21 protein-coding genes are annotated in these 22696 nt (G+C 72.8%); 9 read left to right on the top strand and 12 right to left on the bottom strand.

The genetic code is table 11. The features are described from left to right. Nucleotides 1–8 precede the first annotated feature (8 nt). A complete protein-coding gene (locus BLR02_RS11895) occupies nt 9–959 on the bottom strand; it encodes a LysR family transcriptional regulator (RefSeq protein ID WP_090663319.1) in 951 nt (316 codons plus the stop codon). 116 nt (nt 960–1075) lie between these two features. Here BLR02_RS11895 and BLR02_RS11900 point away from each other — a divergent pair, with 116 nt between their 5' ends. After that, nucleotides 1076–1507 carry a DoxX family protein gene (locus tag BLR02_RS11900; RefSeq protein ID WP_090564059.1) on the top strand — a complete coding sequence of 144 codons (432 nt, stop codon included), beginning with the start codon at nt 1076–1078 and terminating at the stop codon, nt 1505–1507. A 46-nt stretch (nt 1508–1553) separates the two neighbouring features. Here BLR02_RS11900 and BLR02_RS11905 read toward each other — a convergent pair whose 3' ends face one another. Further along, nucleotides 1554–2084 (bottom strand): GNAT family N-acetyltransferase, encoded by a 531-nt coding sequence (locus tag BLR02_RS11905; RefSeq protein WP_090564057.1) that lies wholly within the window; start codon nt 2082–2084, stop codon nt 1554–1556. 126 nt (nt 2085–2210) lie between these two features. Between BLR02_RS11905 and BLR02_RS11910 the strand changes: the two genes are divergently transcribed. Further along, nucleotides 2211–3359 carry an MFS transporter gene (locus BLR02_RS11910; protein WP_176849528.1) on the top strand — a complete coding sequence of 383 codons (1149 nt, stop codon included), beginning with the start codon at nt 2211–2213 and terminating at the stop codon, nt 3357–3359. Here the strand turns inward: BLR02_RS11910 and BLR02_RS11915 are convergent. Beyond that, the gene (locus tag BLR02_RS11915; RefSeq protein ID WP_090663323.1) at nt 3340–4410 is read right to left on the bottom strand and encodes a trypsin-like peptidase domain-containing protein; all 1071 of its coding nucleotides are present in this window, start codon (nt 4408–4410) and stop codon (nt 3340–3342) included. The genes BLR02_RS11910 and BLR02_RS11915 overlap by 20 nt on opposite strands. 22 nt (nt 4411–4432) lie before the next feature. Then, nucleotides 4433–5206, bottom strand: coding sequence for a hypothetical protein (locus BLR02_RS11920; protein WP_090663325.1), 774 nt, complete (start codon nt 5204–5206; stop codon nt 4433–4435). Here BLR02_RS11920 and BLR02_RS11925 point away from each other — a divergent pair. The 5 genes from BLR02_RS11925 (at nt 5205) to BLR02_RS11945 (ending at nt 9866) form a co-directional block, all read left to right on the top strand. Continuing rightward, on the top strand, nt 5205–7541 hold the full coding sequence (locus BLR02_RS11925; protein WP_090663328.1) for a heavy metal translocating P-type ATPase: 2337 nt from the start codon (nt 5205–5207) through the stop codon (nt 7539–7541). The genes BLR02_RS11920 and BLR02_RS11925 overlap by 2 nt on opposite strands. After that, nucleotides 7538–7939 (top strand): Cu(I)-responsive transcriptional regulator, encoded by a 402-nt coding sequence (locus tag BLR02_RS11930; protein WP_090564048.1) that lies wholly within the window; start codon nt 7538–7540, stop codon nt 7937–7939. The genes BLR02_RS11925 and BLR02_RS11930 overlap by 4 nt, the downstream gene beginning before the upstream one ends. Then, entirely contained in the window at nt 7933–8133 is a 201-nt protein-coding gene (locus BLR02_RS11935; RefSeq protein WP_090663329.1) for a cation transporter, read from the top strand. The genes BLR02_RS11930 and BLR02_RS11935 overlap by 7 nt, the downstream gene beginning before the upstream one ends. Nucleotides 8134–8203: 70 nt before the next feature. Then, nucleotides 8204–9205, top strand: a complete 1002-nt coding sequence (gene trpS, locus BLR02_RS11940) for a tryptophan--tRNA ligase (protein ID WP_090663331.1) — start codon at nt 8204–8206, stop codon at nt 9203–9205. 73 nt (nt 9206–9278) lie between these two features. Next, nucleotides 9279–9866 carry an ABC transporter substrate-binding protein gene (locus BLR02_RS11945; RefSeq protein ID WP_090663333.1) on the top strand — a complete coding sequence of 196 codons (588 nt, stop codon included), beginning with the start codon at nt 9279–9281 and terminating at the stop codon, nt 9864–9866. Here the strand turns inward: BLR02_RS11945 and BLR02_RS11950 are convergent, their stop codons facing one another. The 3 genes from BLR02_RS11950 to BLR02_RS11960 are packed head-to-tail and all read right to left on the bottom strand — an operon-like array spanning nt 9867 to nt 15409. Further along, entirely contained in the window at nt 9867–11120 is a 1254-nt protein-coding gene (locus BLR02_RS11950) for a TolC family protein (RefSeq protein WP_218127922.1), read from the bottom strand. It abuts the gene before it with no gap. After that, the gene (locus BLR02_RS11955; RefSeq protein ID WP_090564040.1) at nt 11120–14269 is read right to left on the bottom strand and encodes an efflux RND transporter permease subunit; all 3150 of its coding nucleotides are present in this window, start codon (nt 14267–14269) and stop codon (nt 11120–11122) included. The genes BLR02_RS11950 and BLR02_RS11955 overlap by 1 nt, the downstream gene beginning before the upstream one ends. Nucleotides 14270–14275: 6 nt before the next feature. Then, nucleotides 14276–15409, bottom strand: coding sequence for an efflux RND transporter periplasmic adaptor subunit (locus tag BLR02_RS11960; RefSeq protein ID WP_176849529.1), 1134 nt, complete (start codon nt 15407–15409; stop codon nt 14276–14278). A 225-nt stretch (nt 15410–15634) separates the two neighbouring features. Here BLR02_RS11960 and BLR02_RS11965 point away from each other — a divergent pair, with 225 nt between their 5' ends. Beyond that, nucleotides 15635–16381, top strand: a complete 747-nt coding sequence (locus BLR02_RS11965; protein ID WP_090564036.1) for an SDR family oxidoreductase — start codon at nt 15635–15637, stop codon at nt 16379–16381. A 32-nt stretch (nt 16382–16413) separates the two neighbouring features. Here the strand turns inward: BLR02_RS11965 and BLR02_RS11970 are convergent, their stop codons facing one another. Genes BLR02_RS11970 through hpnI form a run of 4 tightly spaced genes read right to left on the bottom strand, consistent with a single transcriptional unit; the run spans nt 16414 to nt 20800 of the window. After that, a complete protein-coding gene (locus BLR02_RS11970; protein WP_090663337.1) occupies nt 16414–17382 on the bottom strand; it encodes a lysylphosphatidylglycerol synthase domain-containing protein in 969 nt (322 codons plus the stop codon). After that, nucleotides 17379–18179: a hopanoid biosynthesis-associated protein HpnK gene (gene hpnK / locus BLR02_RS11975; protein WP_090564032.1), complete on the bottom strand. Its 801-nt coding sequence runs from the start codon at nt 18177–18179 to the stop codon at nt 17379–17381. Before hpnK ends, BLR02_RS11970 begins: the two co-directional genes overlap by 4 nt. Before the next feature lie 36 nt (nt 18180–18215). Then, nucleotides 18216–19658 (bottom strand): hopanoid biosynthesis associated radical SAM protein HpnJ, encoded by a 1443-nt coding sequence (gene hpnJ, locus BLR02_RS11980; protein WP_218127923.1) that lies wholly within the window; start codon nt 19656–19658, stop codon nt 18216–18218. Nucleotides 19659–19666: 8 nt separating this feature from the next. Further along, nucleotides 19667–20800 carry a bacteriohopanetetrol glucosamine biosynthesis glycosyltransferase HpnI gene (hpnI, locus tag BLR02_RS11985; protein WP_090564031.1) on the bottom strand — a complete coding sequence of 378 codons (1134 nt, stop codon included), beginning with the start codon at nt 20798–20800 and terminating at the stop codon, nt 19667–19669. A gap of 122 nt (nt 20801–20922) precedes the next feature. Here hpnI and BLR02_RS11990 point away from each other — a divergent pair, with 122 nt between their 5' ends. Then, nucleotides 20923–21687 (top strand): MlaA family lipoprotein, encoded by a 765-nt coding sequence (locus tag BLR02_RS11990; RefSeq protein ID WP_218127924.1) that lies wholly within the window; start codon nt 20923–20925, stop codon nt 21685–21687. Nucleotides 21688–21732: 45 nt separating this feature from the next. Here BLR02_RS11990 and BLR02_RS11995 read toward each other — a convergent pair whose 3' ends face one another. Beyond that, nucleotides 21733–22659, bottom strand: coding sequence for a hypothetical protein (locus BLR02_RS11995; protein ID WP_245704748.1), 927 nt, complete (start codon nt 22657–22659; stop codon nt 21733–21735). Between the last annotated feature and the right edge of the window lie 37 nt (nt 22660–22696).

The raw sequence follows: 22696 nt of genomic DNA on the forward strand, positions 1-22696 counted from the left end.
CGCGGCACTCACTCCATCAGGTCCGGCCCGGTCCGCAGGCCACTGGGCGGGTCCACCTCCCGCGCCACGGCCAGCAGCAGGCGGCGCATCCAGGCATGGCCCGGATCGGCCTCGAAGCGGCGGTGGAACAGCAGCGAGAGGCGGGTGTGGCGTGGCGCCACGGGCGGGTCGCGGATGACCAGCCCATGCACCTCGGCGAGGCGCACGGCGAGGCGGGAGGACAGGTTCATGATCATGTCCGTCCGCAGCAGGATCTCGGGCACGGCCGAGAGATGCGCGACCACGGCACCGAGCCGGCGGGTATGGCCGAGCTCGGCCAGCATCTCGTCGATCGCCCCGCTGCGCGAGCCGTTCGGCGAGTGCAGCAGGTGCGGCACGCTGGTGAAGCGCTCGAGGGTCAGCGCGCCCTCGGCCAGCGGGTGGCCGGGGCGCATGACGGTGCAGAACCCCTCCGGCAGCAGGCGCAGCCGCGTGTAGAGCGCGGGCGGCTCGGGCAGCACGCCGACGGCCAGCTCGGCGCCGTCGCTCTCCAGCAGGGCCTCCCAGTTGGTGCGGTCGGCATGGCGGATCGCCAGCAGGGCATGCGGCGCCTCCTGCGTCATGCGGGCCAGCAGCGGCGGGGCCAGCACCGCCTCGGCATATTCGCTGAGGGCCAGGACGAAGACGCGGGTGGTGGTCGCCGGGTCGAAGGGTGCCTGGGCGGAGATGGCGGCGGCGATTCGGTCCAGCGCCTCGGCTACCGGAGCGGCGAGGCTAAGGGCGAGCGCCGTCGGCTCCACCCCGCCGGGGCGGCGGAGGAAGAGCTCGTCGCCGAGCGCGAGGCGCAGCCGGGCGAGGGCGTTGGAGACGGCGGGCTGGGAGAGGTTCAACCGCTCCGCCGCGCGGGTGACGTGGCGCTCGCGCGCAACGGCGTCGAAGACCCGCAGCAGGTTGAGGTCGAGACCGCCTATGCCGGCCATGCGGCCTCCGCATCATTCACCCGGGTGATGATGGACGTTCCGGCCCTGCGTTGGAAGCCGGGCGGGGCGGGCGGCATCTTCCGCTGCATCGAACTTCCCTGTTGCGGAGACTTCCGATGCCCGAGACCACCACCACGACCCCCTATGCCGCCGCGCTGCTGCGGATCGCTCAGGGGCTGATGTTCCTGGCGCATGGCGCCATCCTGAAGCTCGGCACCTTCGGCCTCGCGGGCACGATGGGCTTCTTCGGCAGCATCGGCTACCCGCCGGTACTGGGCGCCGTCGTCATCGCCGCCGAGATCCTGGGCGGCCTCGCCCTGATCGCCGGCTTCGCCACCCGCTGGGTGAGCCTCGCCCTGGTGCCGGTCCTGCTCGGCGCGACGCTGCAGCATGCCGGCAATGGCTGGCTGTTCAACGTCGCGGGCGGCGGCTGGGAATTCCCGGCCTTCTGGACCGTGACGCTGCTGGTGCAGGCCGGGATCGGCGCCGGCGCCTGGGCGCTGGACGGGCGGCGCGCCACGCCGAGGCCGGTGGCCGTCGCGGCCTGAGGCGTCGCCGGCCCGAGCCGGGGTTGGGCCTGGGGTTGGGGCTGGCCTAGTCCGGCGCGGTCGCCTGGCCCTCGCCGAGCGGCCGCGTCATCAGCACGCTGTCCACCCAGCGCCCGTGCTTCCAGCCGATGCCGGGCAGCAGCCCGGCATCGGCGAAGCCGCAGGCCCGGTGCAGGCCGATCGAGCCGGCATTCGCCGAATCGCCGATCACCGCCACCATCAGCCGGAAGCCGAGCGCGGTGCAGCGCTCGATCAGCGCCGGCAGCAGCAGGCGGCCGATGCCGCGCCGCCCGGCCTCCGGCGCCACATAGATCGAATCCTCGACCGTGAAGCGGTAGGCGGGGCGGGTGCGGTAGGCGCTGGCATAGGCGTAGCCCAGCACCTCGCCGTGCCGGTCGGTGGCGACGATATAGGGGTAGCCGCCATCGAGCACGGCGGCACGACGCCGGGCCATCTCCGCCCCGCCTGGCGGGTCGAGCTCGAAGCTGGCCAGGCCGTGCAGGACCCAATGGCCATAGATGCGGGCGATGGCCGGGATGTCGGCATCGGTGCTGCTGCGCAGGAAGAGGTCGGGCATGGGGGAATCCTGACTCGGCACGCGCAGGCTGTCCACTGGGTGGTCTCTTCACCCGTGGCGCGCAGGGCGCAAGTTGCGCGCGGCGCGCGCGGAGACGAGGCTGAGCCGCCGCCCGGGAGTCGCCGCTTGCCCCAGCCTGCCCATGCCGCCCTGCTGGTGGGCCTTGCCGTCGGCGCAGTGGGGCTGGCGACGACCATCCCCCTGCCCCTCTATGGCGAGATGGCGGCGCGCGAGGGCCATGGTGCCGGGGCGCTGGCCGCCGCCTTCGCCTGCTATGCGGCGACGGTGATCCTGACCGCGCCGCTGCTCGGCCCCCTGCCGGACCGAATCGGGCGGAAGCCCTGCGTGCTGCTGGGCATCGCGCTCGCGGCGGTCTCCAGCCTGGTGCTGAGCCTCTGGCCGAGCATCCCCGCCCTGGCGCTGGCGCGGGTGGCGCAGGGGCTCGGCATGGGCTGCGTCGCCGGGGCGGCCGCCGCCTGGGGGGCGGAGCTGGCTGGTGGCGGGGCGGAAGGCGGGCGCCGCGCGGCCGGGGTGATCGCGCTGGCGACGATCGGCAGCTTCGGCGCGGGCGGCATCCTGACCCTGGCGGCGATCCTGGCCTGGCCGGCGCAGCGGCCGCCGGCCACCTTCGCCCTGCACCTCGCTCTCTGCCTGCTGCTGCTGGTGCTGGTCGCGCGGCTGCCGGAGACGCTGGCGGCGCCGCAGCGCGGCTGGCTCCGCCTGCCCCGCTTCCCGCCCGGCACGCTCGCCACCACCTGCGCCATCCTGCCCGGCTGGGGCGTGACGGGGACGGTGCTGACGGCGGTGCAGTCGACCCTGGCGGCGGGCGGGCAGCGCCTGGCCGGGCCGGTCGCCGCCTGCGGGATGATGCTGATCGGCGTGCTGGCGCAGCGCTGGTTCCGGCAGGTGGCGCCGCAGCGGGCCGTCCGCATCGGCCTTGCCGTGCTGCTGGCCGGGGCGGGGCTCACCTTTATCGGCACGGCGGGCGGCGGGCTCTGGCCGCTGCTGCTGGGCGGGGCGGTGGTCGGGATCGGCAGCTATGGCTTCGTCTATCCCGGCGGCCTCGCCGCGGTGGCGGAGGCCGCCTCGGGCGAGGACCGGGCGCGGGCGGTCGCCGGCTATTTCGTCCTGGCCCATCTCGGCTTCGGGGCGGTGCCGCTGCTGGTCGGCCTCGCCATCGACGGCCTCGGCGCCGGGCCGGCGCTGGCGGGGAGCTGGGCGGTGCTGCTGCTGGCCAGCCTGGTCCTGTGGCGGGCTACCGCTCGCAGCGGATGAAGAGGGTGCTGCGGTTGGCGATCTCGCCGACATCGGCGGCGCCACGCTCCGGGCCGGTGCTCTCGGCGGTCTGCGGGTTGAGGCCGGCGCGGCGGAGGAAGACCTGCGCCGCCTCGCCCTTCACCGCGAAATTGATGTTCTGGGCGATGTCGCCGGTGGCGCGGGCGATGCGCTGGGCGTTCAGCTTCGAGACCACGATGCCGACGATGTTGCCGTGCATGTCGAGCAGCGGGCCGCCGGAATTGCCCGGCTGGACCTCGGCGCTGATCTGGTACTGGTTGCGGTTGTCGGCGAGGCCGGCGAGGCCGTTCACCTCGCCCCGCGTCAGCTTGGCATCGGAGGAGAGCAGCCCGGCCAGCGGGAAGCCGTAGGCGACGACGCCGTCGCCGCGCCGCACCGCCGGCCCGCTGCGGAAGGGCAAGGCGGGGCCGGGCAGGCCGGGGACGGCGAGCAGGGCGAGGTCGAGCTCGGCATCGACCCGCGCCGGCGGCACGGCGCCGAGCCAGCGCCCATCCGGCGTGCGCATGACGATGCGGTCGCAGCCATTCACCACATGCTGGTTGGTCAGCACCCGGTCCCCGGCCACGAGGAAGCCCGTGCCGGTCGAGACGTTGCGCGCATTCTGGTTCGGCCGCTGCTGCGGGACGTTCGGCGCGGGCGGCACGGCGGCCGTCGCGGGCGCCGGCTTGCCGGAGGGCAGCGGGCGGGTGGCGACATCGAAGGCCAGGTCGCGGTTGGCGCAGATATCCTGGTTCTGCAGCAGCGACTCGCGGCCATCGGTCAGCACCAGGCGGAGGTCGAAGCGGCAGCCGGCGGATTCGGCCGGGTTCACCCGGAAGCCGGCGCCTGGGGCGAGCGGCCGGTCGGGAGAGAGCAGGTTGCGGCCCCAGTCGCTGCTGGCGCCGCGCGGGGTGCGGACGGCGTTCAGCTCCCGCGCCGGGGCATCGGTGCGGTTCACCACATGAAAGGGCTGGCCTTGGGCCAGCGCGGCGGCCGGGGCGAGCAGGAGGAGGAGCAGCGCGAGGCGGAACGGGTGCGGCATGAGGGGCATGTCGGCTGCGGCCGGGGTGCTGTCAATCGGCCGGGGCGTGCAGCCGCATCGCCACGGCCAGGGTGTCGAGCAGGGCGGCGGCGGGGGCGGCCCCGCGGGCGCCCATCGGCTGCGGGATGGCGCTCCAGCGCCCGGGGAAGGACTCGTCCAGCCGCGGCCCCAGTACGCGGGCGACGGCGAGGCCGATGACCAGCACATGCGCCGGCCGCAGCGGCGGCAGCAGCGGGCCATGGAAGCAGCGCCAGCTTTCGCGCAGCGCGGCGGCATGGGCGGCGGGCGGCAGCCGCTGGCCGCCGGGGCCGGCCACGGCCACCACCGAGGCATCGGTCAGCCAGATCCCCCGGTCGCGCAGCCGGCGCAGCAGGGCCAGCTTGGCGGCGAGCCGCCCGGTGGCCTGGGGGAAGGCGGCGCGGGTCGGTGGTGGGCTGCCTTCGACCAGGGCGAGCAGGCGCCAATACTGGCCGGTACCGGCATTGCGGGCGGCGGCGAGGCCGGGGACCAGGGACGGCTCGCCATAGGCCGGGCAGTAGAGATGGCGGCTGAAGCCGGCGGGGTGCGGCCAGCCCGGGGTGGGCAGCATGGGCGTCGCCAGCTCCTCCGCAGCGGTCGCCATATGGCTCTCGGCCAGCAGCAGCAGGCGAAGCCGGGGCGGGCGCCAGGCCTGACGCCAGGCCTCGGCGGCGAGGGCGGCCCCGGGCGGTTCCAGGCCCGGGCCGATGGCGGCGAGGGCGGCGGCAATTCTGTTCGCCGCGATCCCTTGACCCTCCCATAGTGGGAACCCCCATATCCCCGCCATGCCCGAAGCACCCCTCCCCGCCACGCTCAGCCTGCCCATCGCGGGCATGACATGCGCCACCTGCGCCCAACGGGTGGAACGCGCCCTCAGCCGCGTGCCGGGCGTGCTCGGCGCGCGGGTGAACCTGGCGACGGAGCGGGCCGCGGTCGAGGGCGGGGCGCCGCTGCCGGCGCTGGTCGAGGCCGTGACCCGGGCCGGCTATGCGGTGCCGGAGGCGCGCTTCGACCTCGGCATCGGCGGCATGACCTGCGCCACCTGCGCCGGGCGGGTGGAGCGGGCGCTCCGCCGCGTGCCGGGGGTGCTGGAGGCGCAGGTGAACCTCGCCTCGGAACGCGCCACGGTCCGCGCCGTGGCGGGGGTGGAGGCGGCGGCGCTGGGCGAGGCTATCCGCCGCGCCGGCTACGAATTGCGCGAAAGCACGCCGGAGCGGCGCGCCCCCGAGGGCGGGCGGGAGCGTCGGGACCTGCTGCTGGCTGCCCTTCTCAGCGCACCTTTCTTCCTCGGCATGATCGGGATGGCCTTCGGCCGGAACTGGATGCCGGGCGGCTGGGTGCAGCTGGCGCTGGCCGCGCCGGTGCAATTCTGGCTCGGCGCCCGCTTCTACCGGGCCGGCTGGGCGGCGCTGCGGGCGGGCACGGGCAACATGGACCTGCTGGTGGCGCTCGGCACCAGCGCCGCCTTCGGCCTCTCGCTCTGGGGGCTGCTGCGGGGCTGGCACCATCTCTATTTCGAGGCGAGCGCGGTCGTCATCCTCTTCATCCTGCTCGGCAAGTATCTCGAGGCGCGGGCGCGGCGGGCGACCGGCGCGGCGATCGAGGCGCTGCTGGCGCTGCGGCCGCAGGTGGCCCGCCGGCTCGCCGCCGATGGACGGGAGGAGGAGGTGCCGGCGGCGGCGCTCGCGGTCGGCGACCGGGTGGTGGTGCGGCCCGGCGAGCGCATCCCGGCCGATGGCGTGGTGCGCGAGGGCGAGGCGGGCGTCGACGAGAGCGCGCTGACCGGCGAGAGCCGCGCGGTGGAGCGGGGCCCCGGCGGCAAGGTCGCCACCGGCACCGTCGCCCTCGACGGGCGGCTGGTGGTGGAGGTGCGGGCGGTCGGCGCCGAGACGGTGCTGGCGCGCACCGCCGCGCTGGTCGCCGCCGCCCAGGCCAGCCGGGCCCCGGTGCAGCGGCTGGTGGACCGGGTGAGCGCCGTCTTCGTGCCGGTGGTGATCGGCATCGCCGCCCTCACCCTGGTCGGCTGGCTGCTGGCCGGTGCCGGGGCGGAGGCGGCGGTGCTGCGGGCCGTCGCCGTGCTGGTGATCGCCTGCCCCTGCGCGCTCGGCCTCGCCACGCCCGCCGCCATCATGGCGGGGACGGGTGCTGCGGCGCGGGCCGGCATCCTCATCCGCGACGCGGAGGCGATCGAGCGGGCGGGGGCGATCGACCTGGTCGCCTTCGACAAGACGGGCACGCTGACCGAGGGTCGGCCGCGGCTGGCGGCGGTGCGGACGGCGCCGGGCGTCACCGAGGCGGAGGCGCTGCGGCTGGCGGCCGCGCTGCAGGCGGGCAGCGAGCACCCGCTGGCCCGCGCCGTGCTGGAGCGGGCGGGCGGCGCGGTGCCGCCGGTCGCGGAGTTCCGGGCGCTGCCCGGGCGCGGCGTCTCCGGCATGGTCGAGGGCCGGACGCTGCTGCTCGGCAGCCCGCGCCTGCTGGCCGAGAGCGGTGCCGATGCGGCCGGCCTGGCGGCGGCGGAGACATTCACGCCGGCCTGGCTGATCGAGGCGGGCCCGCAGCCACGGGTGCTGGCGCTGCTCGGCTTCGAGGATGCGGAGCGGCCGGGCGCCGCCCCGGCCATCGCCGAGCTTGGCGAGCTCGGGGTGCGGGCGGCGATGCTGAGCGGCGACAGCCCGGCCGTCGCCGGGGCCATGGCCGCGCGGCTCGGCATCGCCGAGGTGGCGGCCGGGCTGCTGCCGGCGGACAAGGCGGAGCGCGTGGCCGCCTGGCGCGCGACAGGGCAGCGGGTCGCCATGGTGGGCGACGGGGTGAACGACGCGCCGGCGCTCGCCGCGGCCGATCTCGGCATCGCCATGGGCTCGGGCACCGACATCGCCATCCAGGCGGCGGGGATCACCCTGCTGCGGAGCGACCCGGCCCTGGTGCCGGCGGCGCTGCAGGTCACGCGGCGGACGCTGCGGACCATCCGGCAGAATCTCGGCTGGGCCTTCGGCTACAACCTGATCGGCCTGCCACTGGCGGCCTTCGGCCTGCTCTCCCCCATGCTGGCGGGGGCTGCCATGGCCTTCTCCTCGGTCTCCGTATTGGCCAATGCGTTGCGCCTGGCGAGGTGGCGGCCATGAGCTGCACGATCGGCGAGGCCTCGAAGGCCTCCGGCGTCTCGGAGAAGATGATCCGACACTACGAGGCTATCGGCCTGCTGCGGCCGCTGCGGGAGGCGAATGGCTACCGCCGCTACGGCGAGGCCGACATCGCCGTGCTGCGCTTCATCCGCCATGCCCGCGACCTCGCCTTCCCGCTCGAGGAGGTGCGGCGGCTGCTCACCCTCTGGCAGGACCGGGGGCGGGCGAGCGCCGAGGTCCGGGCCATTGCCCTCGCCCATGTCGCGGCGCTGGAGGAGAAGGCACAGAGCCTCCAGCGCATGGCCGAGAGCCTCCGTCACCTGGCCGCGCATTGCCACGGCGATGCGCGGCCCGACTGCCCCATCCTCGATGGTCTGGAAGGAAAGACATCATGCTGACCCTGCAAGTCGAAGGCATGAGCTGCGGCCATTGCGTCCGCGCCGTGACCGAGGCGATCCGCACGCTGGACCCGAAGGCGGAGGTCCAGGTGGACCTCGCGGCCGGAACGGTGCGGGCCGAGACGGCGGCGGCGCCCCGGGCCGTCGCCGCCGCCGTGGAGGAGGAGGGCTACAAGGTTCTCTCGGGTGCCTGACCTGGGCGCTTGACCTGGGCGGCCGGGCGGGGGATCACCCCCGCCTCATCCGATCCACGGTCCCATCGCCATGCAGCGCGTCTTCTCGGGCATCCAGCCCTCCGGCATCCCGACCCTCGGCAACTACCTCGGCGCCATCCGCAACTGGGTGCCGCTGCAGGACACGCATGACGCGATCTACTGCGTGGTGGACCTGCACGCCATCACCCAGCCCTTCGACCCGAAGACGCTGGCGACCCAGACGCGGGAGATGGCGGCGGCGCTGATCGCCTGCGGGCTGGACCCCAAGCGCTGCATCCTCTTCGTGCAGAGCCATGTGCATGCCCATGCGCGGCTGGCCTGGATCTTCAACTGCGTGGCCCGCCTCGGCTGGCTGAACCGGATGACGCAGTTCAAGGACAAGGCCGGCAAGGACCGGGAGGCGGCCTCCTCCGGCCTCTATGTCTATCCGAACCTGATGGCAGCCGACATCCTGGCCTACAAGGCGGTGCTGGTGCCGGTCGGCGACGACCAGAAGCAGCACCTGGAGCTGGCCAACGACATCGCCGAGAAGTTCAACCACGACTTCGGCGCCGAGGGCTTCTTCCCCCGCATCGAGCCGCTGATCCAGGGCGTCGCCGCCCGCGTCATGTCGCTGCGCGACGGCACCAAGAAGATGTCGAAGTCGGACCCGTCCGACCAGTCGCGCATCAACCTGACCGACGACGCGGATGCCATCGCGCTGAAGATCCGCCGGGCGCGCACCGACCCGGAGCCGCTGCCCGAGGCGGCGGCCGGGCTTGAGGCCCGGGCCGAGGCGCGCAACCTCGTCGGCATCCTCGCCGCCATCTCCGGCACCACGCCGGAAGGGGTGCTGCGCGAGCATGGCGGGAAGGGGTTCGGCGCCTTCAAGGAGGTGCTGGCCGAGGCGCTGGTGGCGCATCTGTCGCCGATCCAGGCGGAGATGCGGCGGCTGCTGGACGACCCGGCGGCGGTCGATGCGGCGCTGCGCCATGGCGCCGAGCAGGCCGCGGCCATCGCCGACCCGATCGTCACCGAGGCGGAGCGGATCGTCGGCTTCCTGCCGCGGTAAGTCGCCGCTCAAGCCCGATGTGATCCCGGGCCCGGATCGCGGGCCGGGGCCAGGGCGTGCTAGAGCGCGGCGCATGAACATCCTTGCCCGCCGCACCCTGCTCGCCGCGCTCGCGGCCCTGCCCTTCATTCCCGCTGCACAGGCGCAGACGGCGCCGATCGAGCGGCTGAACGCCGCCCTGCTCGACGTCATGCGCAATGCCCGCAGCCTCGGCGTGCGCGGGCGGGAGCAGCGGCTGCGGCCGGTGATGGAACAGGTCTTCAACCTGCCGGCGATGACGCGCATTGCCGTCGGCCCCTCCTGGACGGGCTTCTCCCCGGCCGACCAGCAGGCGCTGGTCGCCGCCTTCAGCGACTGGTCCATCGCCACCTATGCCAACCGCTTCGACGGCTATGGCGGGGAGAGCTTCGAGATCCAGGGCAGCACGGCGCGGCCGAATGGCGACCAGCTGGTGAACACCCGCATCGTCCGGCCGAACGATCAGCCGGTGCAGATCAACTACCTGCTGCGCGAGGGCCGCATCGTCGATGTGTACCTGACCGGCACCATCAGCGAGCTGGCCAGCCGGCGCTCCGAATTCGCCGGCCTGCTGCGGGATGGCGGGGCGCAGCGGCTGGTGGCCGAGCTGCGCCGCCGCACCGCGGACGCCCTTCGCGGCTGATCAGATGCCGGGCGCGTAGCCGAGCGCCTGGTTGAGGCGCGATCTGGCGCGGCCGAGCTGCACCGCGGAGCGGGCCTCGGCCCCCGCCGCCTCGAGCTGGAGCTGGCGGACGCGGTAGAGGTCGAAGATGCCGGTCTCGCCAGCGCGGAAGGCGCGGCGGGCGGTGTCGAGCTGCTGGTTGGCGACCGAGAGGCGCTGGCGGGCCAGCCGCGTCGCCTCCTCGGCGGCCCGCAGCGCCTGCTCGGCGGCCAGGACGGCGGCCGATACCAGCCGGCGCTGCTGGGCGAGCACGGCCGTCGCGCGGGTGATATCGGCCTCGGCGGCGGCGCGGCGGGGGGCATTGCGCGCCTCGGTTGCCAGCGGCACCCGCAGGCGCAGCCCGAGCGAGACGCCCTGCTCCGTCACGTTGCCGCTCTGGCTCTGGCCAAAGAGGCCGAGTTCCGGGTTGTCGCGCTGCGTCGCGGCCACCAGCCGGGCCTGGGCCTCCGCATTGGCGAGGCTTGCCTGGGCCGCGGCCAGCAGCGGGTGCTGCACGCGGCGCGGCGCCGGTGCCTCCTGCGGGAGGTCGGGCTCGGCGCCGCCGGTCAACGTGGCGTAGGTGGCCCGGGCGGCGATCAGCGCCGCCTCGGCCTCGGAGAGGGCGAGCTCCGCCGCCAGGGTCTCGTTCTGCGCCAGCAGGCTGTCCGAGGGTGGGATGTCGCCGAACTCTGCGCGCCGGGCGACGTCACGGGCGATGTCGCGCGCGGTCGCCAGCCGGTCGCGGGCCAGCTGCTGCTCGCGCGCGGCCAGGGCGGCGTTCCACCAGTATTCGCGCAGCAGGCCGGCGATTTCGAGCCGGCGCTGGGTAAGCTGCCCCTCCACCTCGGCGACGCCGGTGGTGACGGTGTTGCCGAAGGCGCTGCGCTGGCCGGGCAGCCAGAGCGGGGCGCCCACCTCCAGGTCGAATTGCAGCGCCTCGCGGGGGCCGCGGGTATCGGTGCGCCAGGCGCCGCTGACAACGGGGGAGCCGGCGATCGGCGAGCGCACCGTGGCGCTGCGGGCCGCGACGGCGCCACGCTGGGCGGCAAGGCTGCGGCTGGCGGCGTCGAGCGTCACCGCCTGGTCGAGATGGCGGCCGAAGAGGGTCTGGTCGCCGCCCCTCTGCGGAAGCGGCCGCGACGGGGGCTGGGGTTGGGCCTGGGCCCAGGAGGAGACGAGCAGCATGGCCATCAGGGCCAGCGCCTGAAGCATCAGGATCGGACGCATCGCTGTCATCACTCCGCTGGAGCCTGCCCCGGCAGCGGCAGGACTGGCTGTTCCGGCCTCCGCTCACCCTCCGCCATGGCCGATTTCGGCAGGGCGAAGCGGGCATAAAGGATCGGCAGCAGCACCAGGGTCAAGACCGTTGCGGTGACAAGGCCGCCGATCACCACGATGGCCAGCGGGCGCTGGATCTCGGCGCCGGGGCCGGTGGCGAAGAGGAAGGGCACCAGGCCGAAGGCGGCGATGGTGGCCGTCAGGATCACCGGCGTCATCCGCCGCTTCGCCCCCTCTCGCACCGCATCGGCCAGCGCCAGCCCCTCCTCCGCGATCAGGCGGTTGATGTAGGAGACCAGCACGACGCCATTCAGCACGGCGATGCCGACCAGGGCAATGAAGCCGACCGAGGCCGGCACCGAGAGGAACTCGCCCGAGAGCCAGAGCGCGACCACGCCGCCGATGGCCGCGAAGGGCACGTTGCAGAACACGAGGGCCGCCTGCCGCGCCGAGCCGAAGGTGAAATAGAGCAGCAGGAAGATCATGCCGAGCGCGATGGGCACGACGATGGCGAGCCGGGCCGAGGCGCGCTGCTGGTTCTCGAACTGCCCGCCCCACTCCATGCGGTAGCCGGGCGGCAGCTCCACCCGCTCGCGCACCGCCGCCTGCGCCTCGGCGACGAAGCCGACGAGGTCCCGCCCGCGGACATTGGCGAGGATGGTGGCGTAGCGCTGCGTGCCCTCGCGGATCACCTGGATCGGCCCCTCCTCCTCGGCGATGCGGGCGACCTGGGAGAGCGCCACGGTGCGCCCGCCCGGCAGGGCAAGCGTCAGCCGCTGCAGGTCGGTGGCCGAGCGGCGCAGGCTGCCCTCGCCACGCAGCATCAGCGGGATGCGGCGCTCCTGCTCCAGCACCAGCCCCATGTCGCGGCCATCGACCCAGACGCGCAGCGCCTGCTGCACGTCCCGCACGTTGAGGCCGAGCCGGCCGGCGGCGAAACGGTCGATCTCGACGCGGAGATATTTCATCCCCTCGTTGCGCAGGGCGAAGACCTCGGAGGAGCCGGGGATGCCCTGCACCACCTCCTCCACCTGCCGGGCGATCTTGTTCAGCTCGCCTATGGAGTAGCCGAAGACCTTCACCACCACGTCGCCGCGGGCGCCGATGATCATCTCCTGCACGCGCATGTCGATGGGCTGGTTCACGGCGTAGGAGATGCCGGGGAATCCATCGAGCACCTTGCGCACCTCGTCGATGACGAAGTCGCGGTTCTTCTTGTCGCGCCACTCCTCGCGCGGGGCGATGGTGAGGAAGAAGTCGCTGTCGTTCAGTCCGACCGGGTCGATGCCGAGCTCGTCGGCGCCGGCACGGCCCATGATGCCGCGCACCTCCGGCACGCGATGCATGATCTCGCGCTGGAGCAGCAGGTCGGATTCCGCCGCCTGCTCGACATTGATGGTCGGGTGCTTGCGCAGCGTGATGACCGGCGTGCCCTCATCCATCACCGGCATGAAGGTGGAGCCGATGCGGCCGAAGAGGAAGACGGCGAGGCCGAGGCCCGCCAGCGCCGAGCCGCCCACCTTGAGCGGGTTCTTCATCGCCCAGGCGAGGAAGGGGTCGTAGACCGCATGCAGCCGGCGGACGAGCCAGGGCTCCTTCGCATGGCCGCCCGCCTTCAGCACCGACGCCGCGAGCGCCGGGACGACGGTGAGGGAGATCAGCAGCGCCGCGCAGAGCGCGAAGATGATGGTCAGCGCCACCGGGCCGAAGAGCCGCCCTTCCAGCCCCTGCAGCGAGAGCAGCGGGACGAAGACGGTGACGATGATGACGACGCCGGAGACCAGCGGCACCGCCACCTCCCGCACCGCCTCGAGCGTCGCCTGGGAGCGGGCCTTCAGGCTCGGCTTGCCCTCCATCCCCGCCAGGCGATGCGCGACGTTCTCCACCACCACCACGGCGCAATCGACCAGGAGGCCGATGGCGATGGCGAGGCCGCCGAGCGACATGATGTTGGCCGAGAGGCCATAGAGCGACATCACCCCGAATGTGGACAGCACCGAGAGCGGCAGGGCGAGCGAGACGACGAGCGCCGCGCGGAGGTTGCCGAGGAAGAGGATCAGCAGGACCACCACCAGGGCGATGGCCTCCAGCAGCACCTTCTGGACGGTCCAGACCGCCTTCTCGATCAGGTCGTTCCGGTCGTAGAAGATGCTGATCTTCACGCCCTCGGGCAGTGTCTTCTGGATCTCGTCCAGCTTGGCGGTGACGCCGTTGACCACGGTGCGCGCATTGGCGCCGCGCAGCCCGAGCACGATGCCCCAGACCGCCTCCCCCTCACCATTGCGGGTGACGACGCCGTTGCGGGCCAGCGCGCCGAAGCGGACATCCGCAATGTCGCCGACACGGACGACGCCGGTCGGGTGGGAGACGACGACGATGGCGCGGATATCCTCGAGCGTGCGGATGCGGCCCTCGGCGCGCACCAGCAGCGCCTCCTCCCCGTCCTGCACGCGGCCGGCGCCGTCGTTGCGGTTGTTCTGGCCGAGCACCTCGGCCAGCATGGCGCTGGTGATGCCGCGCGCGGCCATGGCCGCCGGGTCGGGCGCCACCTCATAGGTGCGGACATGGCCACCGAGGGTGTTGACGTCGGCCACACCCGGCAGGCCGCGGAGTTGCGGCCGGATCACCCAGTCGAGCAGCGTGCGGCGCTGCATGGGCGAGAGCGTGCCGCCCTCCAGCGTGAACATCAGCATCTCGCCGAGCGGCGTGATGACCGGCGCGAGGCCGCCGGAGACGCCGTCGGGGAACTGGCTCTCCAGGTCGTCGAGGCGCTGGTCCACCTGGGTGCGGGCCCAGTAGATGTCCGTCCCCGGCGCGAATTCGAAGGTCATCAGCGCCGTCCCGTAGCGGGTGACGGAGCGGATGCTGGCGAGGCCGGGGATGCCCTTCATCGCCAGCTCGACCGGGTTGGTCACCTGGGTCTCGAGCTCCTCCGGCGGCAGGCCGGGCGCCTGCATGGCGATCAGCACCTGGGTCGGCGAGACATCGGGGAAGGCATCGATCGGCAGCTTGCGGTAGGCATCGATGCCCCAGGCGATCAGGCCGAGGGTCGCGAGCATGACGATCAGGCGCTGGCGCAGCGCCAGGCCAACGAGGCGCAACAGCATGTACGGTCAGCCCCCGTAGACTTCGGTAAGTTCGGCCAACAGCGAGAGGATGCCGCGCGTCGCCACCTGGTCCTCGGCGGTGAGGCTGGCGCGGATGGAGACGGTGCTCGCGGTCTCGGCGATCACCACCACCGGCCGGGCGCGGAAGCCCTGCGAGCTGCGGACGAAGACCCAGGACTGGCCGGCATGCCGCACCACGGACCCCGATGGCAGGCGCCATTGCGGGGTGCCGTTGGGCCGCAGCGCCACGCTCGCCGAGACCACCTGGCCGGGGCGCAGCGCCTCGGCGCCGTCCGAGACCTCGACCACGGCGGCGAGCGACTGGGTGTTGGGATCGACGCTGCGGCCAAGGCGGACCACCTCGCCCTGGGCCGGCGTGCCGGGGACGGCGACGCGGGTGCCGGGCACGATGGCATTCGCCTGCGCCAGCGGCAGCTGCAGGGTGATCCAGAGCGGGTCGAGCTGGGCGATGCTGAAGAGCGGCGCGGCAGGGGCGATGCGCTCGCCGGCGGTGGTACGGACCTCGAGGACGACGCCATCGGCCGGCGCGCTGACGGTCAGCGCCGGGACCATGCGGCGCTGGTCGCGGACGGCGCGGATATCGACCTCCGCCATGCCGAGCAGGGCGAGCATCTGCTCGCGCTCCTGCAGGGTGGTGCGGGCATAATCGTAATCGGCGCGGGTGGTGAGCAGGCGGCGCTCGGCGATGATTCGCTCGCGGTGCATCTGCTCGTCCCGGCGCAGCTTCTCGGCGGCGAGGCGCTCGGCGGACAGCGCCTGGAGGTAGGTGCGTTGCGCCTCGAGCAGGTCGGTGCTGCGGAGCCGGGCAATGGGCTGGCCCGCCTTCACCGGCTCGTTCGGCGCGACCAGCACCGCCTCCACCAGGCCGGCGGCCGGCGCAGCGACGACGCGGAGTTGCTGAGGCGGGACGCTGACGGTGCCGGGCAGGATGGTCTGGGTGGTGCCAGCCTCCGCCTCGACGCGCGTGATCTCGATACCGGCGGCGCGGTACTGGCGCTCGTCGATGCGGATCTGCACCTCGTTCGGCGCCGGTTCGGCCGCATGGGCCAGGAGAGGCACCAGCAGCAGGAGCGGCGCCAGGGCGCGCGCGACAAAGGGCGCGCCAAAAGCAATTCGCACAGTCATAGCCTCCGATGGGACGGGAGGCGCACGGCTCAGCGCCCGGTTGCGCGCAGGCCGCCGGGGGCGGTAGCGCATCGGCTCAACAGGCCCCCATATACAAGGAGGCGTGCCACCTTGATGTGGTCTACAGCGCCGGCCGACCCAGTGAAAATGGACAAATTGTAAGAATTTTCAATCCCTGGCCGCACAGGTCCTTATCACGCCCGCGCGAAGGAGACATGCATGATCGTTCTCGTCACCGGTGCCACGGCCGGCTTCGGCCTCGCCATTGCCCATCGTTTCGCCAAGGATGGTGCGCGGATCATTGCCGCCGGACGGCGGCAGGACCGGCTGGAGGCGCTGGCGGCGGAGTTGCCCGGGCAGGTGCTGCCCCTTGCGCTCGACGTCGCCGACCGGGCAACGGTGGAGGCGGCGATTGCCGGGCTGCCGGCGGATTGGGCGGAGGTCGACCTGCTGGTGAACAATGCCGGCCTCGCCCGCGGCCTCGCCCCGGCGCAGGAGGCCTCGCTGGATGACTGGGAGGCGATGGTCGATACCAATGTGAAGGGGGTGATGTACCTTACCCATGCCGTGCTGCCGGGGATGGTGGCCCGGAATGCGGGGCACATCCTCAATATCGGCTCGACGGCGGCGGAATGGCCCTATCCGGGCGGCAATGTCTATGGCGCGACCAAGGCCTTCGTCCGGCAGTTCAGCTACAATCTCCGCGCCGACCTGCACGGGACGAAGGTGCGGGTGACGGATATCGAGCCCGGGCTGGTCGGGGGGACGGAGTTCTCCACGGTGCGCTTCGGCGGCGATGCGGAAAAGGCGGCGGGCGTCTATGCGGGGACCGACCCGCTGACGCCGGAGGATATCGCCGATGCGGTGCATTGGGTGGCGACGCGGCCGGCGCGGGTGAACGTCAACCTGCTGCAGGTGATGCCCGTGGTGCAGAGCTTCGGCCCGCTCAGGGTGCATAAGGGGTAACCAGGGGCCGAAAAGGCCCTGGAACCCCTGGGTCAGGAGGGTTGGAGGGGTGCCATCCGCCTCTCCGCCCAGACCCAGGCGAGCAGGCCGGGCAGGAAGATGACGAGGTCGCGCAGGCGGCGGGCGATGGCAAGCGCCGCCGACACCTCGGGCGGCAGGCCGAGCAGCAGGCCAAGGCCGAGGAAGCCGGCCTCCTGCAATCCGAGCGCGCCGGGCACCAGGAAGGCGGCCGAGGAGAGCGCCTGGATCATCGCCTCGATCGCCACCGCCTCGGCCAGCGAGACGGGGTGACCGAGGGCGGCCAGCGCGATCCAGATCTCGAGCGCGCCGGCCAGCCAGCCAGCGAGCTGCCAGAGGAAGCAGCCGGCGATGGCGCCGCGCACCCGCCAGAGGCGCCGCGTCATCCGGTCGATTCGCGCCGAATGGGCGGCGATGCCGGGGAAGCGCCCGGCGGCGATGCCATTCAGCAGCGCGGCGAGGCGCGAGAGGATATCGGCTCGCTGCGCCAGGATGAAGCCGCCCGCCATCGCCAGCCCCGCCACCAGCCCGAGCGCCACGCCGCCCCAGCCGATCCCCGCCCCCGCCCAGGCCAGCAGGGCCAGGCCGAGCAGGGCGAAGCCGAGCTGGCTGAGGATGGAGATGGCCATGTCCACCATCAGGCTGGCCGCGGCCGGCGCCACGGCGACGCCCTCGCCACGCAGCAGCCGGTAGGAGGCGATCTCGCCACCGATGCGGGCCACGGGCAGCAGCCCGTTCACCGATTCCCGGATCCAGACATTGGCCGTCATCGCGCCGAGGCTGGGGCGGCGGCTGCGCGGGAGCAGGAGGCGCCAGGCATGGCCGTTCAGCGCCATCGAGGGGATATGCGCCAGCGCCGCCAGCACCAGGCCGAACCCGGCCGTCACCAGCAGCGCGCCCACCTCGGTGAGGTCCTGCTGGCCGATCAGCAGCAGCGCCGCGGCGAAACCGCCCAGCGCCAGGAGGAGGCCGAGGCGGTTCATGCCAGCATCGCCGTGTAGCCGCCGCTCGGCAGGGTGGCGCAGGCGGCGCGGATGCGCGGGTCGGTCAGGGCTGCAAGCTCCTCGGGGTAGCGGTAGCCGGGGGCGGCACCGGGGAAGCCGCCTGCCATGGCCGGGTGGAAATAGAGCTCCGTCACCCCGGGCGGCAGCCGGGCCAGCGCCTCAGCCAGCCGCTCGGCGGTGAAGGCGCCGGTCCAGGCAAGGCCGATGACGCGATCCGGCGCGCGCAGCCCATGCCGGACGGCCAGCCGCCGGAGCCAGAGGATCAGCGGCGCCAGGGCCCGGGCGGTGCCGGGCTCATGCGGGATGCGTACGGCGCGGATGCCCTGGCGGGCGGCCTCGGCGAAGGCCTGGACGGCGATGACCGGGTGCAGGTGGTAGTGCTTGTGCGCGTTCAGATGGTCGCAGGCGAGGCCCGTTGCCCGGAAGGCGGCGCATTGCGCGGCAATCTCGGCGCGGAGCTGGGTGCGGGCGGCGGCCGAGATGGCGAGCGTCAGGCCGAGCCCCGCCATGTCGTCACGGAAGCGGCCATTGGGCTGGACAAGGGCCGGGATGCGCTCGGGCGGCAGGGTCGGCGTGCCGTCGGTCAGCGTCAGATGGAGGCCGATGGCGAGGCGCGGGTTGCGGCGCGCGACCTCGACGCCCTCCGCTGCTGCCGGCTCACCGACCATGAGGCTGGCGGCCGTCAGCACGCCCTCGCGGTGCGCCTGCTCGATCGCGGCATTCACCGGCGCAGCGAGGCCGAGATCGTCGGCATTGAAGATGAGGCGAGTGGTCATGGTGGTCCCCGGGCTCAGGGCCCGGGGGCGTCCGGCTCAGGCGGCCTGCTGCTCCCCGGCCGTCTTCCGTTCGCGGAGGAAGTGGAAGAACTCCACCCCCTCGCGCAGGCGGCGCACGAGCATCTGCCGGTCGCGGATCATCTCGCCGCAGATCGAGGCGATCTTCGGCGCGCGGAAGTAGAACTTGCGGTAGAATTCCTCGACGCCGTTGAAGATCTCGGTATGGCTGAGATGCGGGTAGGCGAGCGGGGCGATCTGCACGCCATGCGCGTCCACATATTCGGTATGGGCGGTGTCGAGCCAGCCCTCCTTCTGCGCCTGATCGAACAGGAAGGTGCCGGGATAGGGCGCCGCCAGCGAGACCTGCAGGGTATGCGGGTTGGCCTCGATGGCGAACTGGATGGTCTCGCGGATGGTCTCCGTCGTCTCGCCCGGCAGGCCGAGGATGAAGGTGCCGTGGATCATGATGCCGAGCTCGTGGCAGTCCTTGGTGAACCGCCGGGCGACATCGATCCGCATGCCCTTCTTGATGTTGTGCAGGATCTGCTGGTTGCCGCTCTCGTAGCCGACGAGGAGCAGGCGCAGCCCGCCATCCTTCAGCACCTTCAATGTTTCACGGGGAACATTCGCCTTGGCGTTGCAGGACCAGGTGACGCCGAGCTTGCCCATCTCGCGGGCGATGGCCTCGGCGCGGGGCAGGTCGTCGGTGAAGGTGTCGTCGTCGAAGAAGATCTCCTTCAGCCCGGGGAAATTGTCCCGGATGTAGCGGATCTCCTCGATGACGTTGCCGACCGAGCGGGTGCGGTAGCGGTGGCCGCCCACCGTCTGCGGCCAGAGGCAGAAGGTGCAGCGGCTCTTGCAGCCCCGGCCCGTATAGATCGAGACATAGGGGTGCTTCAGGTAGCCGATGAAGTACTTCTTGTAGTCGAGGTCGCGCTTATAGACCGGGCTGACGAAGGGCAGGCTGTCCATGTCCTCGAGCACCGGGCGGTCGGCGTTGTGGACCAGCACGCCGTCCCGGTTGCGCCAGGACAGGCCCTTGATCGAGGCCCAGTCGCGGCCCTCGGCCACATCCTTCACGGTGAAGTCGAACTCGTTGCGGGCGACGAAATCGACCACCGGCGCGTCGCGCAGGCTCTCCTCGGCCTGCACGGCGACCTTGGCGCCGATCAGCCCGACCTTGATGTTCGGGTTCTCGGCCTTCAGCCGCTCCGCCACCTTCACGTCGGAGCTGAAGGAGGGCGTCGAGGTATGCAGCACGACGAGGTCATGGTCGCGCGCCATGGGGGCGACATCGGCCAGGCTCTGCCGGTGCGGCGGGGCATCGACGAGCTTCGAGCCCTCGACCAGCGCGGCCGGCTGGGCGAGCCAGGTCGGGAACCAGAAGCTCTTGATCTCCCGCCGCGCCTGGTAGCGGGAGCCGGCGCCGCCGTCGAAACCGTCGAAGGAGGGAGCCTGGAGGAACAGGGTGCGCATCATCGCCGGAATCAATCCCCAACCCGCGCCTCGGCCATGCGGCCTTCGCGGTCCATTCGATATCGCTGGCCCTGCCACGTCACCGCGCCTCGGGCAAGCCCAAGCCCCCATATAGCGAAGGAGAGGAGGTCTCGCAGTGGCAGAAGTGCCAGCCTTCCCATGCGCCAGGGGCGGCCCAGCACCCGGTCCACCGTGAGGGCGAGGGAGAGCCGGGCGGCCAGTGCCACCGCCAGCGCCAGGAGGCCACGCGGTGCGAGCAGCGCCGCCAGCAGGCCCGGCACCAGCGGATAGGTCAGGCCCATCCCGAGATAGCCGCGCGGGTCGAGCAGCCTGAGGGTCCGCGCCCAGCGCAGCTCATGCGCGAGAAGGACGCGGAGGCTCGGCTCGCTCTGGACATGCAGCGGCAGCACCGGCGCCACCACCACGCGGAGGCCGAGGCGGCGGACGGCGGCGCCGAGCGCATGGTCGTCGGCCAGCAGCCCGGCAAGCGCCCGGAAGCCGCCGATGCGCTCCAGCGTCTCGGCCCGGAGCGCCATGGTGGCGCCGTAGCAGCCATCCGCCCGGCCCATCTGCTCGCCGAGGCAGGCATTGGGCAGGAATTGCCAGTCGATCCCGAGCGCGCCGAGGCGGGACCAGAAGCCGGGATCGGCCGGCTCGCCCTGGTAGAGGCAGGTGACCAGGCCGACCGAGGGATCGGCGAGCGGGGCCGTCACCGCGGTCAGCCAGTGCGGCGGCACGCGCATGTCGGCATCCGCCACCACCAGCACCGGATGGCGTGCCACCTCCTCCAGATTCACCAGCTGGGAGACCTTGCGGTTCGGCCCATGCAGCCGGCTGTCGCGGACCAGCCTGGCGGAGATGGCGGGGCGGCCGGCCATGGCAGCCTCGGCCACCGGCCCGGCGCCATCCGCGGCATCCGGCACGGCGAAGAGCACCTCGAAAGGGGCGGCATGGGCCTGGCCGAGGGTTGCCAGGAGATTCTCGTCGAGGCCGGGCTCGGCCCCGTGCAGCGGCTTCAGGATGCTGGCGGGCAGCGCCGGCGCGGCCGCAGGCGCCGTGCGGCCGAAGCGGTAGGTGGCGCGAGCGGCCAGAAGCGCGGCGGCGGCGCCGGCCATGGCCGGGATGGCGAAGAGGAGGTCAAGCACGCGCGCGGTGCCGGTTTGGTGGCTGCCGGCCGCTCGGGCTTTGGGTTAGCGTGAGCTTCCCCCTGCTGGTTGGTCCCATGTCCCCCATCACTGCTCTGCCTGCCCTTACGCTTGCGCTCGCCATGGCCGCTTGTGCCCAGTCCGGCGATGGGCGTCAGGTGGTGGCGGCCAATGGCCGTGTGGCCTCCGATGCCGCCGGCAATGCCCCACCCGTGGTGGTGACGGCACCGACCGACCCGACCGACCCCTACGAGGCGGCCAACCGTCGCGTCCTCGACTTCAATTTCGCGGTCGATGATGCGGCCATCCGCCCCGCCGCGGTCTTGTACCGGAATTCCATCGGCAATTGGACGCGCACGCGCATCCGCAACGTGTTGAACAACCTGAACGAACCGGCCGTCGCCGCCAACAGCCTGCTGCAGGGGCGGCCGCTGGAATCGGCGCAGACGGTGTTGCGCTTCGTGTTCAACAGCACGGCCGGGCTCGGCGGGATGTTCGACCTCGAGCAATTCGGCGGACCGCCGCGGCTGGAACGGGATTTCGGCCAGACCCTCCACACCTGGGGCCTGCCGGATGGACCCTATCTGATGGTGCCGGTCCTCGGCCCCTCCAACCCGCGGGAGCTGACCGGCTCCGTGGTGAACGGCTTCATGAACCCGATCAACTACTTCATCCCCTTCGGCGCCAATATCGGCCGCGGCGCGGTGGAGGGGCTTGATACGCGCGAGCGGAATATCGAGACGCTGGACGAGATCCGGAACGGCTCGCTCGACAGCTATGCCCGGCTGCGGAGCCTGTGGCAGCAGCACCGTGATGCCCAGCTCGGCCGGGTCACCAGCGATTCCATCGACGTACTGGACGATCCGGGCGCGCCCGCGGCCCGGTAAGACAACAGGCAGGGCAATGGGGGGCGCGAGCCCCCCATCCCTGGTTCAGGCGTAGCGGCGCGCCACCACGGCGGCGTTGCGCGTCCCGGCCCGGGCACCGAGCACGGCAGCCACGGCACCCAGCAGCATCGCGGCGAAGATCCAGTAGGCCGCGACCGCACCGGCCGTCGCGGCGGCATCGGCCGCCTCGCGGGCCTGGCGCTCGGCCGCCTGAGCGGTCTCGGTCGCCTGCTGCTCAACCTGCTGGAGGCGGCGGTTCGCCTCGTCCGGGGCGATGTTGTACTCGGCGGCGACGAGCCGGCTGAGGCGGTCGCGGTCACCCTGGGGCAGGTTGCCATCGGTCACCCGGCGGGTGAGGAGCTGGCCGATCTCCGCATTGCGCTGGTCGCTGCTCATCGCGGCCGGGTCGCCACCGGTGCGGAGGGCGGTCTGCGCCCGCTCGACCAGCTTCGAGGGATCGATCTGGCTGGCCATCTGGCTGGCCGGGCCTGCTGCGGCGGAGGCCGCCTGGCCGGCGCCCTGGGCCAGGCCGCCGAGCACGGAGGAGGCGCCCTGCGTCGCCGTCGCCGCGGTGCCGGCGATGACATTGCCGAGCAGCACCGCCGAGAGCAGGTAGCCGATGGCCCAGACCGAGAGCCCGTGCAGCGTGCTATCTGTTCTATCGGCGCTGCCGGAGAGGCGGGCCGCGACATAGCCGCCGACCGCGAGGCCGATCAGGTTCGAGATCAGCAGCCAAGCCCCGGCGATGATGCCGGCGTTGCCCGCTTCGGGGGATTGGCCCTGGGTCGCATCCACCGCGCTTGCGCCGATGGCGACACCGAGGACGGAGAGCATGGTGCCCACCGCCACGGCGACGACGCCACCGGCGAGGATGGCGCCCCAGGAGACCCGGCGTTGCAGGGTAGGCGTGCCCTCTGCGAGGCCGGTAGCGGTGCCTGGTGCGACGGTCGCACCCATGGTTTGCGTCGGCATCTGTTGTTCCCGTGACTGGTTGCGCCCGCTGAACGCC

Origin of the sequence: Belnapia rosea (assembly GCF_900101615.1) — a bacterium.
Classification (GTDB): domain Bacteria; phylum Pseudomonadota; class Alphaproteobacteria; order Acetobacterales; family Acetobacteraceae; genus Belnapia; species Belnapia rosea.

What these genes read in the sequence shown, in the direction of transcription:
- BLR02_RS11895 (WP_090663319.1), bottom strand. Translation starts at nt 959, where the DNA reads ATGGCCGGCATAGGCGGTCTCGACCTCAACCTGCTGCGGGTCTTCGAC.
- BLR02_RS11900 (WP_090564059.1), top strand. Translation starts at nt 1,076, where the DNA reads ATGCCCGAGACCACCACCACGACCCCCTATGCCGCCGCGCTGCTGCGG.
- BLR02_RS11905 (WP_090564057.1), bottom strand. Translation starts at nt 2,084, where the DNA reads ATGCCCGACCTCTTCCTGCGCAGCAGCACCGATGCCGACATCCCGGCC.
- BLR02_RS11915 (WP_090663323.1), bottom strand. Translation starts at nt 4,410, where the DNA reads ATGCCCCTCATGCCGCACCCGTTCCGCCTCGCGCTGCTCCTCCTCCTG.
- BLR02_RS11925 (WP_090663328.1), top strand. Translation starts at nt 5,205, where the DNA reads ATGCCCGAAGCACCCCTCCCCGCCACGCTCAGCCTGCCCATCGCGGGC.
- BLR02_RS11920 (WP_090663325.1), bottom strand. Translation starts at nt 5,206, where the DNA reads ATGGCGGGGATATGGGGGTTCCCACTATGGGAGGGTCAAGGGATCGCG.
- BLR02_RS11930 (WP_090564048.1), top strand. Translation starts at nt 7,538, where the DNA reads ATGAGCTGCACGATCGGCGAGGCCTCGAAGGCCTCCGGCGTCTCGGAG.
- BLR02_RS11935 (WP_090663329.1), top strand. Translation starts at nt 7,933, where the DNA reads ATGCTGACCCTGCAAGTCGAAGGCATGAGCTGCGGCCATTGCGTCCGC.
- trpS (WP_090663331.1), top strand. Translation starts at nt 8,204, where the DNA reads ATGCAGCGCGTCTTCTCGGGCATCCAGCCCTCCGGCATCCCGACCCTC.
- BLR02_RS11945 (WP_090663333.1), top strand. Translation starts at nt 9,279, where the DNA reads ATGAACATCCTTGCCCGCCGCACCCTGCTCGCCGCGCTCGCGGCCCTG.
- BLR02_RS11950 (WP_218127922.1), bottom strand. Translation starts at nt 11,120, where the DNA reads ATGACAGCGATGCGTCCGATCCTGATGCTTCAGGCGCTGGCCCTGATG.
- BLR02_RS11955 (WP_090564040.1), bottom strand. Translation starts at nt 14,269, where the DNA reads ATGCTGTTGCGCCTCGTTGGCCTGGCGCTGCGCCAGCGCCTGATCGTC.
- BLR02_RS11965 (WP_090564036.1), top strand. Translation starts at nt 15,635, where the DNA reads ATGATCGTTCTCGTCACCGGTGCCACGGCCGGCTTCGGCCTCGCCATT.
- BLR02_RS11970 (WP_090663337.1), bottom strand. Translation starts at nt 17,382, where the DNA reads ATGAACCGCCTCGGCCTCCTCCTGGCGCTGGGCGGTTTCGCCGCGGCG.
- hpnK (WP_090564032.1), bottom strand. Translation starts at nt 18,179, where the DNA reads ATGACCACTCGCCTCATCTTCAATGCCGACGATCTCGGCCTCGCTGCG.
- hpnJ (WP_218127923.1), bottom strand. Translation starts at nt 19,658, where the DNA reads ATGATGCGCACCCTGTTCCTCCAGGCTCCCTCCTTCGACGGTTTCGAC.
- BLR02_RS11990 (WP_218127924.1), top strand. Translation starts at nt 20,923, where the DNA reads ATGGCCGCTTGTGCCCAGTCCGGCGATGGGCGTCAGGTGGTGGCGGCC.
- BLR02_RS11995 (WP_245704748.1), bottom strand. Translation starts at nt 22,659, where the DNA reads ATGCCGACGCAAACCATGGGTGCGACCGTCGCACCAGGCACCGCTACC.